Consider the following 14,593-nt stretch of genomic DNA (forward strand, 5'->3'; position numbering starts at 1 on the left):
AGTGAGCTCAATAAATTAAGTTATTTACTCAACTAAACCACGGCGCTTAAGTAATGCGTCGGTAGTTGGTTTTTGACCTCTAAACTCAATGTAACTTTGCATTAAGTCGCGGCTGTTACCTTTAGATAGGATTTCTTTACGGAACTTATCACCATTTTTACGTGTTAAGCCGCCGTTGTTTTCCATGTGTGCAAAGGCATCGGCTGCAAATACTTCAGTCCAAAGGTATGCGTAGTAACCCGCAGAGTAACCACCGGCAAATGTATGGCTAAAGTAGTTTGATTTATAACGCGGTGGTACAGGGTAGTAATCAATACCGTGTGCTTTTAGCGCATCGCTTTCAAACTTTTGAACATCAGTAATTTTTTTATCTGAGCCAAACGAGTGCCATTCCATATCAAGTAAAGCAGCTGCTAAATATTCAGTGGTACCAAAACCTTGGTTGAATTTTTGCGATGCAAGTACTTTATCAAGTAAAGCTTGTGGAATTGGCTCACCTGTTTTGTAGTGTTTGGCGTAGTTAGCAAGTACCGTAGGTTCAATCATCCAATCTTCATTCGCTTGCGACGGAAACTCAACAAAGTCACGCGCTGTAGCAGTACCCGCTAAGCTTGGGTATTTAACGTCAGAGAATAAACCGTGCGCCGCATGACCAAACTCATGGAACATAGTTGACACTTCGTCGAAGGTCATTAACGTTGGCTCGCCTGCAGCAGGTTTTGGAATGTTCTGCGCATTGTAAATAACTGGTTTAGTGCCTTTTAAGCCGCTTTGACTTACGTAAGCGCTCATCCATGCACCGCCACGCTTACCTTCACGTGCGTATGGGTCTAGGTAAAATAAACCGATGGCGCTGCCGTCAGCGTTGAATACTTCGTAGGCTGTAACATCTTCATGATAAACCGGTAAATCTTTACGCTCTTTAAATGTAATACCGTATAGCTTGTTCATTGCAAAGAATAAACCATCGTGAATTACAGAATCCATTTCAAAGTAAGGCTTAACAAGGGCAGGATCTAAGTCGTACTTTTCAGCACGTACTTTTTCTGCGTAAAAAGCCCAATCCCATGGTTTAAGCTCAAAGCTTTCACCTGAATCGTTAATTACTTTTTGAATAGCAGCTGCTTCAATTTTAGCTTTTTCAACTGCTTTTGGTGCTAAGTCGTCCAAAATGCCGTACACGTTGTCAGTTGTTTGTGCCATACGCGAAGTCATTACATACGATGCCCAATCTTTAAACCCTAGTAGCTCTGCTTTTTGAGCGCGTAGGTTTGTTTCTTCAATAATAATTGGGCCGTTAGTTTTTGCTGCACGGTTAGCAGAGGCTTTAAAAATTTGCTCACGTAGGTCGCGGTTTTCAAGGCTTGATAAAATTGGCTGTTGAGTCGTATTTACTAGCGTGATCATGTAGCCGTCTTTACCTGCTTTTTTAGCAGCGGACGCAAGACCTGCAATTTCACCTTCAGAAAGGCCAGCAAGTTTAGATTTATCGGTAACTACAATGACATCTTCTTTAAACGATTTTAAAATGTTTTGAGAAAACGCAGTAGAAAGCTCTGCAAGTTGTGAGTTGATTTCACGCATTTTTGCTTTTTCAGCGTCATTTAATTTAGCGCCTGCTTTTACAAATTGCTTATAGTAAAAATCCACAAGGCGTTGATCTTCAGCATTAAGCGAGTCTTTGTTGTCGTAAATAGTTTGTACGCGCTTGAATAATGCACCATTTAAGTAAATGTCGTCAGAGTGAGCAGATAATACCGGCGCCATTTTTTTACTTATACGCTGGTATTCGTCATCAGAAATCAAACCTGAAAGGTTATAAAAAGCAGCTGATACACGATTTAGTAGCTCGCCAGACATTTCCATTTCAACTAATGTATTTTTAAAAGTTGCAGGAGCTGGGTTGTTAGCAATAGCTTGTATTTGCGCAGTATGCTGAGCAATACCAGCATCAAAGCCGGCTTCGTAGTCTTTTGTACCAAACTTATCAAACTCAGGTGCCATGTATTGTAATGGACTTGGTTTGAATAAAACATTGTTTGCGTTCATGTCTTGCACTTCTGCTGCGCTCTCTTTTGCCATGTCTTGAGGTTCGTTAGAAGAACAAGCCGATAGGATTAGGGCACTAGCAATAGTAGTGGCGATCAGGGTTTTACGCATAATAACTCCATAAAAAGATTAGCCGAAATAGGCTTTGCGAGTCGAAAAACCTAGTTAACTTATCAAATTTGTGGGTTTATACAATAAAGTTTATCGGTATTAAGGGGGATTTGAACGCAAATTAGCTAATAATTAGTATTAAGGTGGGTAAAAGTAGCTCTAAAATTAAACGTTAAAGCTACTTAATTATACGATTGTGTGCTTGAGAGGGGGTTAGTTATAACCTAAAACAAATTTTTTCTCTGAGCCAAAGCTATTAGATTGCTGCCCAAACTCTTTATTAATAGTTGCTAGAGTTTGCTCTTGTTCGGCCAGCAAGCACAAAACTTTATTTCGGTAATCTAGGCTGCTTTCAAACAATTTTAAATCTACCTGCGGCTGCAAAGTAGCGAGTCTTTGATTTAGAGTAAGTTGTGTCATATCTGATCTCCAGTGCTTGTACACTATTTATATAGCACTCGGTGCAATAAAGAGTTAATAAATTGTTTATAAAATTCATATTGAACTTATTAACTTGGCGTTTTAGTTATATTATGACGTGCTAAGCTTAGCGAAAACTGAACCACACTTATTTTTAGTGAACAAATAACAATCAAAAAAGATATTGGGAACACTTATGACCCTCGAACAAATTAATCAATACTTAGCCTTTGTAATATTCACTTATAACGATGTGAATATTACAGTAGCAAAAGTAATTCAAGTGCCACTTATATTGTTTGCTATGTGGTTTGTAGTCACACGTATTGGCAAGCTTATTAAAAAAACATTACTCGCTAAAAAAATAAGCCAAGATGCAGTGCATTTGTTTACTCGAATTTACTTTATTTTAAGTATCGCAATTTTAATTTTTACATCGCTTGAAGTGCTCAGCATCCCGCTTACGGCATTTGCTTTCGTATCCGGTGCAATAGCCATTGGTGTAGGTTTTGGTGCGCAAAATATTATTAATAACTTTATCAGCGGTTGGATATTGATGTGGGAGCGCCCAATTCGCATTGGTGACTTTTTAGAGGTAGGTAACGCAAAGGGCGTAGTTGAAACTATTAATACGCGTTCTACACGTATTCGCCGAAATGACGGCGTACATATGCTTATACCTAATTCTCAATTGCTCGAAAATACAGTAACAAACTGGACGCTGATAGATGGCAATGCACGCTCATCGGTCAGTGTCGGCGTTGCTTATGGTTCAGACGTTATACTGGTTAAAAAGCTTATCCAGCAAGTGCTTGATGATCATGATGCAATATTGGTTAATCCAAAGTCATCAGTGTTATTTGATGACTTTGCAGATAGCTCGCTTGTATTTAATGCTATTTTTTGGGTATGCGCCGAGTCTGAAACCATGCTTAGAAAAGTGCGCAGTGATATTCGTTTTAGTATTTATGCTGTATTTGAAGAGCATGATGTCGTGATTGCGTTTCCACAGCGCGATATTCATATAGATGGTGAAATTGCTTTTAAAAGGTCGTAGTTTTAATAAAAAAGTCGCTTGCGGGTGACTTTTTTATGAGTAATCACAACGTTTCTATTTTGGGTTAATATGGAAGGTAATCCATTTTTCTTACTTTACTTCGCGATCTTCAATAAAGGACATATGTCCTCGTTATTAGGTTTTTGCATCTAAATATTGATAAAAACACGTAATCTTGTAGTTAAATGTTGCAAAAAAGTTTCCATTTATGTTCATATTTATGCAGTAAAATTATTACACAATGGTATAATCTTAATCGTTCGTTCAGCCTTGTTACTCCGTTTTGTACTCTCGGTGATGAGGTCCGCGCGCCATATAGCAAGTCGCGAAAAATTGTACGAGCCCGCAATGAATACATTGCGCAACACAAAAAACCGTTGAACAAGAGTGCATACTAAAGGTTAATACCCGACATGAAATCATTAAAGAAATCTGCAATAGCGACAATTATTAACGCTGCACTACTATCTGCTGCTGGCACATCTATTTCAGCATTCGCCGCTGAAGAAGAAACGGCTAAAAAAAGCAATCAACTAGAAGTTATTCAAGTTACCGCCCGTAAACGCGTAGAAAATGCACAAGAAGTACCTGTAGCTGTATCTGCATTACAAGGTGATAACCTTGATGCATATAGCTCTGCAGGTATGGATATTCGCTTTTTAAATGCGAAAATTCCAAGTTTATCTATTGAGTCTTCATTTGGTCGTTCATTCCCACGCTTTTACGTTCGTGGTTTAGGTAATACCGATTTCGATTTGAATGCATCACAGCCAGTATCACTTGTTGTTGATGAAGTAGTTCAAGAAAATGCAATTTTAAAAGGTTTCCCAGTATTTGATGTTGAACGCGTAGAAGTATTACGTGGTCCTCAAGGAACGCTATTTGGCCGTAACACGCCAGCTGGCCTTGTTAAGTTTGATACTGTTAAACCAAGCCAAGAATTTGATGGTTATGGCTCTGTTTCATACGGTAGCCGTGGTGCTGTAGATACAAGTGGTGCTGTAGGTGGTGCTTTAACTGACCGTTTATCTGCTCGTGTTTCATTATTATGGCAAGACAAAGACGATTACATTGATAACCAAGCTCCAGGCTTTGAAGCTAAAGATGAGCAAGGTGGTTACACTGAAAAAGCGGCACGCGTTCAGTTTTTATATGAAGGCGATGATTTTACTGCTTTATTAAACTATCACACACGTGACTTAGATGGCTCACCAATTGCATTTCGTGCAAATGTAATTAAAGCGGGTACTAATGAGCTAGTAGATAACTACGAAAATGATGTTGTTTATCAAGATGCGGCATCTCGCTCTACTCAACAAGTAGAATCGGAAGGTGCAAGCTTAAAGCTTGAGTGGGAACTTGAAAACCACACAATAACTTCTATTTCTGCATGGGAAAGTGCTGAAATATACTCGCGTGCTGATATTGACGGCGGTTACGGCGCAGCATTTATTGATGACGGTAACTTTCAAGGTCCTGGTATAATCCCATTTGCTTCAGAAAGTGCTGATGGTATTCCAGATCACGACCAGTTAACGCAAGAGCTACGTTTATCTAGTAACTTTGATGGTGATTTAAATTATCAAGTGGGTGTTTTTTACTTTGATGAAGAGCTTACAATTGAAAACTACAGCTACAATACATTTTCGTCACCTGCTGGTGAGTTAGATGGTTTTGTGCGTCAACAACAAGACACAACTGCTTGGGCTGTATTTGGCTCAGTAGATTATACTTTTTCAGATGATTTAAAAGTAACAGCGGGACTTCGTTACTCTGATGATGATAAAGATTTTGTAGCAAACCGTACTCTTAGCCCAATTGGCGGCGGCGCATTACTTGTAGAGCGTGATGTTAGTGACGACCATGTTAGCTGGGATTTATCTGCAAATTATAAAGTAAACGACGATGTTAACTGGTACGGCCGTGTAGCAAACAGTTTCCGCGCACCTAGTCTACAAGGTCGTATTTTGTTTGGTGATGATGTAACAACAGCTGAATCAGAAACGGTAACATCGTACGAAACGGGTATTAAATCAGACGTGTTAGATGGCCAAGGTCGTGTTAACGCGACTGTGTTTTATTACACAATGGACGACCAGCAACTTACCGCTGTAGGCGGTGGTGCTAACTTTAACCGTTTAGTTAATGCTGATAAAACGACTGGCTATGGTTTTGAGTTAGATACGCAGTGGGTATTAAGCGATGAATTTAATGCGACGTTTAACTTAAGCTACAATAAAACTGAAATCAAAGATAGTAATCTAAGTATTGCAGCTCCTGACCGTTCAACGTTAAATATTACAGACCCAGTAGTAGACGGTAAAGTATTCCTTGATGGTAATAGCTTACCGCATGCTCCTGAGTGGATCTCTAACTTTACGCTTCGCTACACTAAAGAACTTGCCGATGGTAACTTCTTCGCAAGCGGTGATATTTCTTATCGTAGTAAAATCAATATGTTCCTTTACGAATCAGTAGAGTTTGAAGGTAAAGAGCTTATTGAAACAGGTCTTCGTACAGGTTACACATGGTCTGAAGGCGATTACGAATACGAAGTTGCTGCTTTTGTCCGTAACTTATTTGACGAGCAACAAGTTATTGGCGCTGTAGACTTTAATAACAATACAGGTATTGTTAACGAAGAGCGTTATGTTGGTGCTGAATTTAAAGTTAACTTTTTCTAAAGATAACCTTAAATTATATTAATTTTTAAAAGCCTGCCTTGTGCAGGCTTTTATGTTTTTATAAAGCTGGTAAAGTAGCGTTAATTAATTTAAAGAGATAAAAAGATGGCTGGATTTTGGAATTACCGTGTAATTTTTTGTGAAGCAACTAAAGACGAAGCAGCGCAATATCAAATACATGAAGTAGAATATAACCTAAATGGTAAAGTAACTAACTGGTCAGAAACTGGCGCAGCCCCTTTTGGAACAACCTTAGATGAGTTGAAAGATGACTCTGAGCGTTTAAAAACAGCATTTGATAAGCCAGTACTTAAAGTTGTACGTAAAACGCGTGGCTACGAGCTTGTTGATGTTGAAACGGGTGAGGAAGCAACGGGTGAGCCACCAGCAGGCTTAACGCAATAACTGTATTTATATAAAAGGTGCTTAAGGCGCCTTTTTTTATTGTCAAAATTTAGCTCAAGTTAAATAAGGAATGAGGATGACTTTAAAAGCAATATTATTTGATATGGATGGCACATTAGTTGATTCAGAAAGCATGCACTTTGTATGCTGGAGTAAATTACTTAAACCCTACGGTGTTAGTTATTTAGAAAATGATTTTTGTCAGCGTTTTTCGGGACGGCCCACTTTAGAAGCCGCAATCGAAATTAAGCAAGAGCATAACTTATCGGTAAGTGCACAGTTTTTAGCAGATGAAAAATATCGTTTATTTGGTGAATATGTAGTAACGCATTTACCGCCACTGATGCCATTTACAGAGCAAACATTGAAAGCTGTAAAAGCGAGTGGCTTAAAAATGGCGCTAGTAACAGGCAGTGCTAAAAGTGAAGCCATGCCAATACTGAAAGGCTTAGGGTTTTATGAGCTGTTTAATACGGTGGTTACAAAAGATGATGTAACTAATCCTAAACCTGCAGGGGATCCATATTTACTGGCACTTGAGCAGATAAATATACAGGCAGGCAATGCAATTGCTGTTGAGGATACATTTACCGGCGTTACGGCGGCCAACAATGCTTTGTTACGTGTTGTAGCCATTGCCAATAGCCATACTAAAGATCACGACTTTAGCCAAGCTACCTATCAAATGAGCAACTTAGATGATTTTTGGCAATGGGCGCAATCTCAACTATAGTTTAAGCCAACTTTTACATGCTTGGATGCGCCAATGTTTACTATTAAACACCTGCTTTTAATTGTTATTGTACTTTTTACGCAATGCATAAGTGCAGCACAACCGTCTGTTTTACTGGCTAAAGTATATGACGAAACGAAGCATTATGATGTAAGTAAATATTTAGTCAGTGAAAAATATGATGGCGTAAGAGCTATCTGGACCGGCACGGAGTTTGTCACTCGTAAGGGTAATATTATCAATGCGCCAAGTTGGTTTACAGCGCCATTGCCAAATGTATGGCTTGATGGTGAGCTGTGGACTAAACGTGAGCACTTTTCTGCGCTTAGTGGCATAGTCAGAACTAAAAAACCTAATAATCATGATTGGCAAACTATTACTTATAAAGTATTTGATATGCCAGATAAAAATCTGCCTTTTAGCACTCGCTATAAAAACTATAATGAGCTTATTATTAGCCTAAACTCGCCGCACATTAGTGCTGTAGTTCAATATAGCTTTACAAATAATGAGCAACTTACAGAGTATTTTGACAATATAACTAAGCAGGGCGGCGAGGGAGTAATGCTTCATTTGGCCAGCGCTAAGCACAGCAATGGAAGAAGTAATGCATTACTAAAATTAAAACCTTATTTAGATGCAGAAGCGGTTGTAATTGCGCACTTACCAGGCAAAGGTAAATATCAAGGTATGTTAGGGGCATTAAGGGTAAAAACAGCGCAGGGGCAGGTATTTTCTATTGGTACTGGGTTTAATGATGCACAGCGCTCCATCCCACCGGAGATTGGTAGTACTGTAACGTACCGATTTCATGGCTTAACAAAAAATGGGTTACCGCGTTTTGCCAGTTTTTTACGGGTCAGAGATAGTTTATAACATTTATAAATTTTACAAAGTGTGCTAAATTGCGCGGCCTTTTTGGTAATGTGTGGTGAAGTATGTTTGTAGGTTTTGATTACGGTAGTTCTAATTGTGCTATGGGTGTAATGAGCGAGGGTAATGTTCAATTAGTACCGCTAGAGCAAGGAAAACATTACTTACCGTCTACACTTTACACTCATCACAGTGCGTTGGTTGTTGATTTTGTTGCTAAGCATTTACATGGCACAGCCCATGAGCATGACTTTTTAACGCAGCGCCAAGCATTATTAAATACCTTACCTCGTATTAAGTCAGACCTTGATTTACAACCTTCAGATGAAACCCTATTTATTGGTCGTGAAGCGATTAGCGAGTACGTGCAGTTTCCTGAAGAAGGCTATTTTGTTAAGTCCCCTAAATCATTTTTTGGTGCAACAGGTTTAAAGCAAGGTCAAATTAACTTTTTTGAAGATATCGCAACCGCGATGATCTTAAAAATTAAGCAACGCGCTGAGCTCTCTTTAGGTAAAACACTTACACAAACAGTGATTGGTCGCCCAGTAAACTTTCAAGCTGTGGGTGGCGAGCAATCAAATCAACAAGCGGTCGGTATTTTAGAGCGTGCTGCTAAACGTGCTGGTTTTAAAGACGTAGAGTTTTTATATGAGCCACTTGCTGCGGGTATCGACTACGAGAGTGATTTAACTCAGGATCAAAAAGTACTCGTTATTGATATTGGTGGTGGTACAAGTGACTGCTCATTTGTACAAATGGGTCCAAGCTTTAGAGGAAATAGCCAGCGCGATAGCGATTTTTTATCTCACAGTGGTAAACGTGTTGGCGGAAACGATTTAGATATTGCTTTGAGCTTTCATGGTTTAATGCCGTTATTGGGTTTAGGTAGTACGTTTAAATCGGGTTTGCCTTTGCCTAATCAAGCGTTTTGGCAAGCGTGTAAAATTAACGATGTAAACTTACAAAGCCAATTTTATAGTGAAAGTCATACCCGAGAGCTAAATGCACAATTACGTGATGTAAGTGCACCTGAGCTTTATAAGCGTTTAATACATTTACAGCAAAACAAGCAAGGCCATCAATTAGTGCAACAAGGTGAAGCGGCTAAAATAGCACTTTCGTCAGCTAGTGCGTTTGATTGTGATTTAAGCTTTTTAGATAGTGGGCTGAATAAAAATGTATCGGTAAGCGATTTAGCTGTTGCCGTTGAGAGTAGTATTAGCCAAATAGTTACTTTAGCAAAACAAGCAATCAGTGACGCTGCGACCACGCCAGACATTATCTATTTAACAGGCGGAAGTGCACAATCACCATTGATTAAAGCGGCTTTAAGTGAGCACTTAGGCAATATAAAAATGGTTAACGGGGATCACTTTGGTAGTGTAACCGCTGGCCTGACTAAATGGGCCAGCATGCTTTATAAATAACCTAGATTACAATTGAGGTTTAAAGATCTATTTGTCGGGTTGCGAGGTATTTTTCGTAATCTGGCAATGTGCGTTCAAGCTCTACGTCCATAAGCGGTGAGCTTAATAACATATCTGCACTCACTTCATTACACGCCACCGGAATATTCCAAACAGCGGCTAAACGCAGCAGCGCTTTAACATCAGGGTCATGAGGCTGTGATGCTAATGGGTCCCAAAAAAATATTAATACATGTATCTCATGTTCTGCTATTTTTGCGCCAAGTTGTTGATCGCCGCCCATAGGGCCACTTAAAAGCTGAACTACATCAAGCCCCGTAGTTTTTTGAATTAAATGCCCCGTAGTACCTGTGCCATATAAAGTGTGCTTACTTAGTATTTCTTTGTGCTTTTCACACCATAATTTTAGTGCTGCTTTTTTACCATCGTGTGCCACTAAAGCAATATTTTTTTGTGCGGGAAGAGATTGTGTTTTTTGTTCCATGCTAATTCTTTTTATTGGTGAACCTAAACTCGGAAGAATAAATCTCTTAACCAAAGTGCAGGTTAGTTAAAATAATAGATTGATAGCAAGGGCAATAAATACAATGCCAGTGATCCTATCAATCCAAAGTTGGCTATTTGGGTTACGTCTAAAAAACTGTGCAATTTTGTCGCCAAAATAAATATACGTGCAGTCAATCGGAAAAGCAAAAAGAGGGTAAAGTAAGCCAAAAAAAGCGAGCTGAAAAGTAGCCGATGAAAGCGTTGGATCTACAAATTGTGGAATAAATGCAATAAAGAATAATGCTACTTTAGGGTTTAATACTTCAGTCATCATGGCCTGAAACATGACATTACTTTTTTTACTGGTACTTATATGCGGTTTATCGGTTTGCTTGTCACCAGGTGTCGGCTCTGGCTGATTTAGCGTGCCTTTAATCATCATAAACCCTAAATAGCATAAGTATGCTGCGCCTGTGTATTGCACTGCTGCATAGGCACTAGGGGAAGCTTTCAGTACTGCGCTTAGGCCTACAACAGCAAATAGCGTATGAACAACCCCACCTAATGCAAAACCAAAAGCACTTTGCATACCAGCGCTTCGACCATTAGCAAATGTTTGCGCCATCAAAAATGCATTTGATGGCCCAGGCGCTACTGCCATTAAAAAGCTGGCTAATAAAAATGAGACTAGAAAGTCAGGATTGATCATTGAGTACTTTTAGCTGGGTGTAAAGTATGTGCTTTTTTGCTCATTAAAATAAGCCAAAGCGGAACTAGCAATAATAAATGAAAAGCAATCAACCACGGTGTACTTAACCCCAAATATTGGGTTAAAACAACAAGTATACTTGCGCCACTCATTTGCATAGCACCGAGTAATGCAGAGGCTGTGCCTGCTTGTTTAGGAAAGCTAGACAGAGACATTCCTGCAGCAGAGCCTAAACTTAAAGCAAACCCTAATGCAGCAATTAAGATAGGTAGCATAAGCGCAAATGCTGTTTCTATATGACTCAAGGCTAGCATTAAAATACCTGAGAAAACCAGTACACTCACACCGACACGCAAAGCACGTTGGCTATTTCGTTTAATGTAGGTTGGTAAAATAAAACTTGCGACAATACTTATTATGGCATTTAACGTAAACCAAAAAGTAAAGTCGGCTACGGTGCCGCCTAAATGAGTAATAAGCCAGCCTGGTGCGAGCGTTACATACACTAATATGGCCGACATTGAGACCATACAAATTAGGCTATTAAACAAAAATACCGGTGTTTTAATAATCGGTGTAAAGCGACGTAAATCTAAAATATGCCCCTGATAATGACTATCAGCAGGACGAGTTTCTCTAAAAAAGAATAGGGTAACAATAAGGCCCAAAATAGCAAACGCGGTTAAAAACATAAAGTTCATACGCCAGCCAAACTGTACGGTAAGCCAAGCCCCTAAAATAGGTGCCATTGCCGGAATAAAGCACACAATCCCGTTAAGGTAGGTAATCATTTGTCCGCTTCGTTCACTACCATATTTATCACGCACTATCGCAAATGCGACAACAAATGTGGCACAGGCTCCAAATCCCTGAAAAGCACGTGCTATTAGTAATATCTCAAAAGAAGGCGAGTAGTATGCGAGTAATGCAGAGCTTGCATACAAACTAATGCCCACTACTGCCACTGGTTTTCGGCCAAATCTATCAGCCAAAGGGCCCGCAATTAATTGGCCTAAACCCACTGTTAGCATAAAAATAGCAACGGTTTGCTGTACTTGTTGTTCAGTAACTGCAAATTGTTCTGCAATAGTTGGAAAAGCAGGTAGGTAAATATCGATTGCCATAGGGCAAAATATAACGAGTAACGCTAAGATAAGTAACAAAGTCATATTAGGTTTAGCGGGCTGTGTTTGCATTGAGTCTCCTTTTGTCGAGTATTTTAGGTGGGCACTCATAAAAAAGAAAGGGCTTATGACCCCTGCATAGGTCGTCATTCTTACTTTTTGATTGGATTAAGCTAAAAAGCCAGCATAAATGCACTTTTTAAAACTGGTCTGATGTGTTAATTTTAAAAAAGTAACTGTTGATGGAAAATAATAATGAGTAATAAATCTGCACTTGTACAAATATGGCATAAATTTAAGCGCCTACCTTTTGGGAATTGGCTTTTTACTAAAGCTGTTTGCTTTAAAGCGCCATATTTTGGTTCGATGAAACCTTACGTACTCGATTTGAGAGAGGGCCATTGTAGTGCGGTGGTTAAAAATCGTCGCTGCGTTCATAATCATATTGGAACTATTCATGCTATTGCGCAGTGTAACTTAGCTGAATTGTGTGCAGGTGTAATGGTTGATGCAACAGTGCCAGTTAAAACGCATCGTTGGATCCCAAAAGGGATGACAGTTAGGTATTTGGCTAAAGTAGATACAGATGTACGAGCAGTCGCTGAAATTGATTTACCACATAAGTGGATTGATAAAGAAGACTTAGTAGTACCGGTTAAACTGTATAATACCCGCAATGAGCTTGTTTTCACTGCAGATATTACTATGTACATTACTGAGAAAAAGTAACTTACGTAAAGCTGATTTGACTTAGCTTTTATCAGCGGCTTGTTTATTTACAAATGATAAGTCGCTGCCATCTTCTTTTAATAATGCTTTAACTTCTTTTGCGGGTTTTAGTTCTTTCGAAATTAGTTCCGGCTCTTCTTTTTCAAAGCGTTGCTTTAAACTGCCTTCAATTACTGCGCCTGCATCAATACTCAATGTATCGTGAAATACATCGCCATGAACATGAGCGCCACTTTGTACTTTTACTTCACTGGCATTAATTGACCCAATAACTTTACCTTTAACAATAACGCTTTTAGCTTCAACAATACCTTCAACAACTCCCGCTGAACCAATAACTAAATGTTCCACTTTTATGTCACCATCAATACGGCCATCAAGCTGTACTTCACCTTGGCTAACTAAAGTGCCTGTAAGACGTACGTCTTCAGAAATAATAGACGGTGTGTGATTCACTCTTTTTAAATTAGAGCTAACTGTTTTTTGTTTTTTTCTACCAAACACGAGAAAGCGCCTTTGTTATTTTTAGAGGATTGACTTGTTTACCATTAAGTAATACTTCGTAGTGTAAATGCGTGCCTGTGCTTCGGCCGGTGCTGCCCATTAGACCGATCACATCATGTTTAGTGATTGATTGACCTTTCTTTACTTTAATTTTATTTAAGTGTCCAAATCGAGTCACTAAGCCATTTTTATGTTCAAGCTCAATAAAGTTACCATAACCACCATTACGACCGGCACGAAGCACTACAGCGTCTGCTGGGGCGAATATTTCGGTTTTATGCCAACCGGCTAAATCAATCCCTTTATGAAAAGCATGATTACTATTCATAGGATCTTTTCTAAGGCCAAAATTACTCGAAATATAGTATTTAGCTTTAGCTAAAGGCAGGGTGTTTGGTAGCTCAGTTAAAAAGTTTTCTAAATTATTTAATATTAATAACTTATCAACGATGGCTAAAAAGTGGCTTGGAATTTTTGTTTCGTTAAATATATCAAGTGGCCCACCTTGTGCAGTTGTCTGGGCGCTTAATATTAGGTGTTGCTCAAGCGCAGACTCAATTCCTGCGCCTTTGACCATAGCTAAAATGGCTTGGTGACGTTCACTAATTTGGTTATCTAAATAGGTAAAGCTTTGCTCATAATGATTATTTAAGTTGGCCACTCTTGTTGCGAATGTAATTGGAGCGATTAACTGTGCTTGTTTACCTTTTTGAGTTTCATCGACTAATGGCTCATGAAATTCATTGCCATTTTCATTAATAGGTACATCAAGTTCTGTATCAAGCTTAATAACATCTTTGCTAATTGAAGCAGGAAGGGATTCTATCATGCTTTGAAGTAGCGCCTGCTTTTGCTCAAGTATTGCAAGTTGCTCTAACTGCGTTGCTTGAAGGGCTTGTTGCTCACTGACTTTTTGTTGCCACAGCGTTTGCTCGGTTATTTGATTTTGTTTTATGTCAGAGATTTTATTTGTTTGTGTATAAACACGAAAGCTCGAAATACTCAGCCAAGTAAAAGTGACTAAAATAAGTAACGCTACAAGAAGTTGAAACCAAGAGGCTAAAACAACATGCTTAACTTCGCCATTTTGACGAATAAGTAGCTGACGAGCTGGGAAAAATTTATGATAAAAAGACTTTATAAATACTGACATGGCATATAAACACTGGCTATTAACCGAATTAAGATAGCAATTTTAGTTAAAAAAGCTAGAAAAAAATTGTAACTGTTCAAAAATTCATAAAAAAGGGCTGCTTTTAGTAAGCAGCCCTTTTAATAA

At 38.9% G+C, this 14,593-nt stretch carries 14 protein-coding genes; 7 read left to right on the top strand and 7 right to left on the bottom strand.

Going from position 1 to position 14,593, the window contains the following annotated elements; translation table 11 throughout:
* Nucleotides 1-24: 24 nt before the first annotated feature.
* Nucleotides 25-2,160 carry a M3 family metallopeptidase gene (locus H5115_RS06305; RefSeq protein WP_182754309.1) on the bottom strand — a complete coding sequence of 712 codons (2,136 nt, stop codon included), beginning with the start codon at nucleotides 2,158-2,160 and terminating at the stop codon, nucleotides 25-27.
* A gap of 213 nt (nucleotides 2,161-2,373) precedes the next feature.
* A complete protein-coding gene (locus H5115_RS06310) occupies nucleotides 2,374-2,580 on the bottom strand; it encodes a hypothetical protein (protein ID WP_002958182.1) in 207 nt (68 codons plus the stop codon).
* A 196-nt stretch (nucleotides 2,581-2,776) separates the two neighbouring features.
* On the opposite strand from H5115_RS06310, the gene H5115_RS06315 reads away from it, so the two are divergent.
* The 6 genes from H5115_RS06315 to yegD all read left to right on the top strand — a co-directional run bounded on the left by H5115_RS06315 (nucleotide 2,777) and on the right by yegD (nucleotide 9,762).
* Complete coding sequence (locus H5115_RS06315; protein ID WP_002958183.1) at nucleotides 2,777-3,637, top strand: mechanosensitive ion channel family protein; 861 nt, start codon at nucleotides 2,777-2,779, stop codon at nucleotides 3,635-3,637.
* A 413-nt stretch (nucleotides 3,638-4,050) separates the two neighbouring features.
* A complete protein-coding gene (locus tag H5115_RS06320; RefSeq protein WP_182682236.1) occupies nucleotides 4,051-6,321 on the top strand; it encodes a TonB-dependent receptor in 2,271 nt (756 codons plus the stop codon).
* A gap of 105 nt (nucleotides 6,322-6,426) precedes the next feature.
* Nucleotides 6,427-6,726, top strand: coding sequence for a hypothetical protein (locus tag H5115_RS06325; protein WP_002958185.1), 300 nt, complete (start codon nucleotides 6,427-6,429; stop codon nucleotides 6,724-6,726).
* Nucleotides 6,727-6,802: 76 nt separating this feature from the next.
* Nucleotides 6,803-7,459, top strand: a complete 657-nt coding sequence (locus H5115_RS06330; protein ID WP_182754313.1) for an HAD family phosphatase — start codon at nucleotides 6,803-6,805, stop codon at nucleotides 7,457-7,459.
* A gap of 33 nt (nucleotides 7,460-7,492) precedes the next feature.
* Complete coding sequence (locus tag H5115_RS06335) at nucleotides 7,493-8,335, top strand: DNA ligase (protein WP_182754316.1); 843 nt, start codon at nucleotides 7,493-7,495, stop codon at nucleotides 8,333-8,335.
* 62 nt (nucleotides 8,336-8,397) lie between these two features.
* Complete coding sequence (yegD, locus tag H5115_RS06340) at nucleotides 8,398-9,762, top strand: molecular chaperone (RefSeq protein WP_182754318.1); 1,365 nt, start codon at nucleotides 8,398-8,400, stop codon at nucleotides 9,760-9,762.
* Nucleotides 9,763-9,781: 19 nt separating this feature from the next.
* Here yegD and H5115_RS06345 read toward each other — a convergent pair whose 3' ends face one another.
* The 3 genes from H5115_RS06345 to H5115_RS06355 form a co-directional block, all read right to left on the bottom strand.
* Nucleotides 9,782-10,246: a methylglyoxal synthase gene (locus H5115_RS06345; RefSeq protein ID WP_002958191.1), complete on the bottom strand. Its 465-nt coding sequence runs from the start codon at nucleotides 10,244-10,246 to the stop codon at nucleotides 9,782-9,784.
* A gap of 66 nt (nucleotides 10,247-10,312) precedes the next feature.
* Nucleotides 10,313-10,957 carry a LysE family translocator gene (locus H5115_RS06350; RefSeq protein ID WP_182754321.1) on the bottom strand — a complete coding sequence of 215 codons (645 nt, stop codon included), beginning with the start codon at nucleotides 10,955-10,957 and terminating at the stop codon, nucleotides 10,313-10,315.
* Nucleotides 10,954-12,153, bottom strand: coding sequence for a multidrug effflux MFS transporter (locus H5115_RS06355; protein WP_182754324.1), 1,200 nt, complete (start codon nucleotides 12,151-12,153; stop codon nucleotides 10,954-10,956). The genes H5115_RS06350 and H5115_RS06355 overlap by 4 nt, the downstream gene beginning before the upstream one ends.
* A 183-nt stretch (nucleotides 12,154-12,336) precedes the next feature.
* On the opposite strand from H5115_RS06355, the gene H5115_RS06360 reads away from it, so the two are divergent.
* Nucleotides 12,337-12,810 (top strand): hotdog fold domain-containing protein, encoded by a 474-nt coding sequence (locus H5115_RS06360; protein WP_182754326.1) that lies wholly within the window; start codon nucleotides 12,337-12,339, stop codon nucleotides 12,808-12,810.
* 21 nt (nucleotides 12,811-12,831) lie between these two features.
* Here H5115_RS06360 and H5115_RS06365 read toward each other — a convergent pair whose 3' ends face one another.
* Entirely contained in the window at nucleotides 12,832-13,314 is a 483-nt protein-coding gene (locus tag H5115_RS06365) for a polymer-forming cytoskeletal protein (RefSeq protein WP_002958196.1), read from the bottom strand.
* Nucleotides 13,304-14,467, bottom strand: coding sequence for a M23 family metallopeptidase (locus tag H5115_RS06370; RefSeq protein WP_182754329.1), 1,164 nt, complete (start codon nucleotides 14,465-14,467; stop codon nucleotides 13,304-13,306). Before H5115_RS06370 ends, H5115_RS06365 begins: the two co-directional genes overlap by 11 nt.
* Between the last annotated feature and the right edge of the window lie 126 nt (nucleotides 14,468-14,593).

Source organism: Pseudoalteromonas sp. SR44-2 (genome assembly GCF_014163745.1).
In the GTDB taxonomy this organism is placed as follows: Bacteria; Pseudomonadota; Gammaproteobacteria; order Enterobacterales; family Alteromonadaceae; genus Pseudoalteromonas; species Pseudoalteromonas distincta.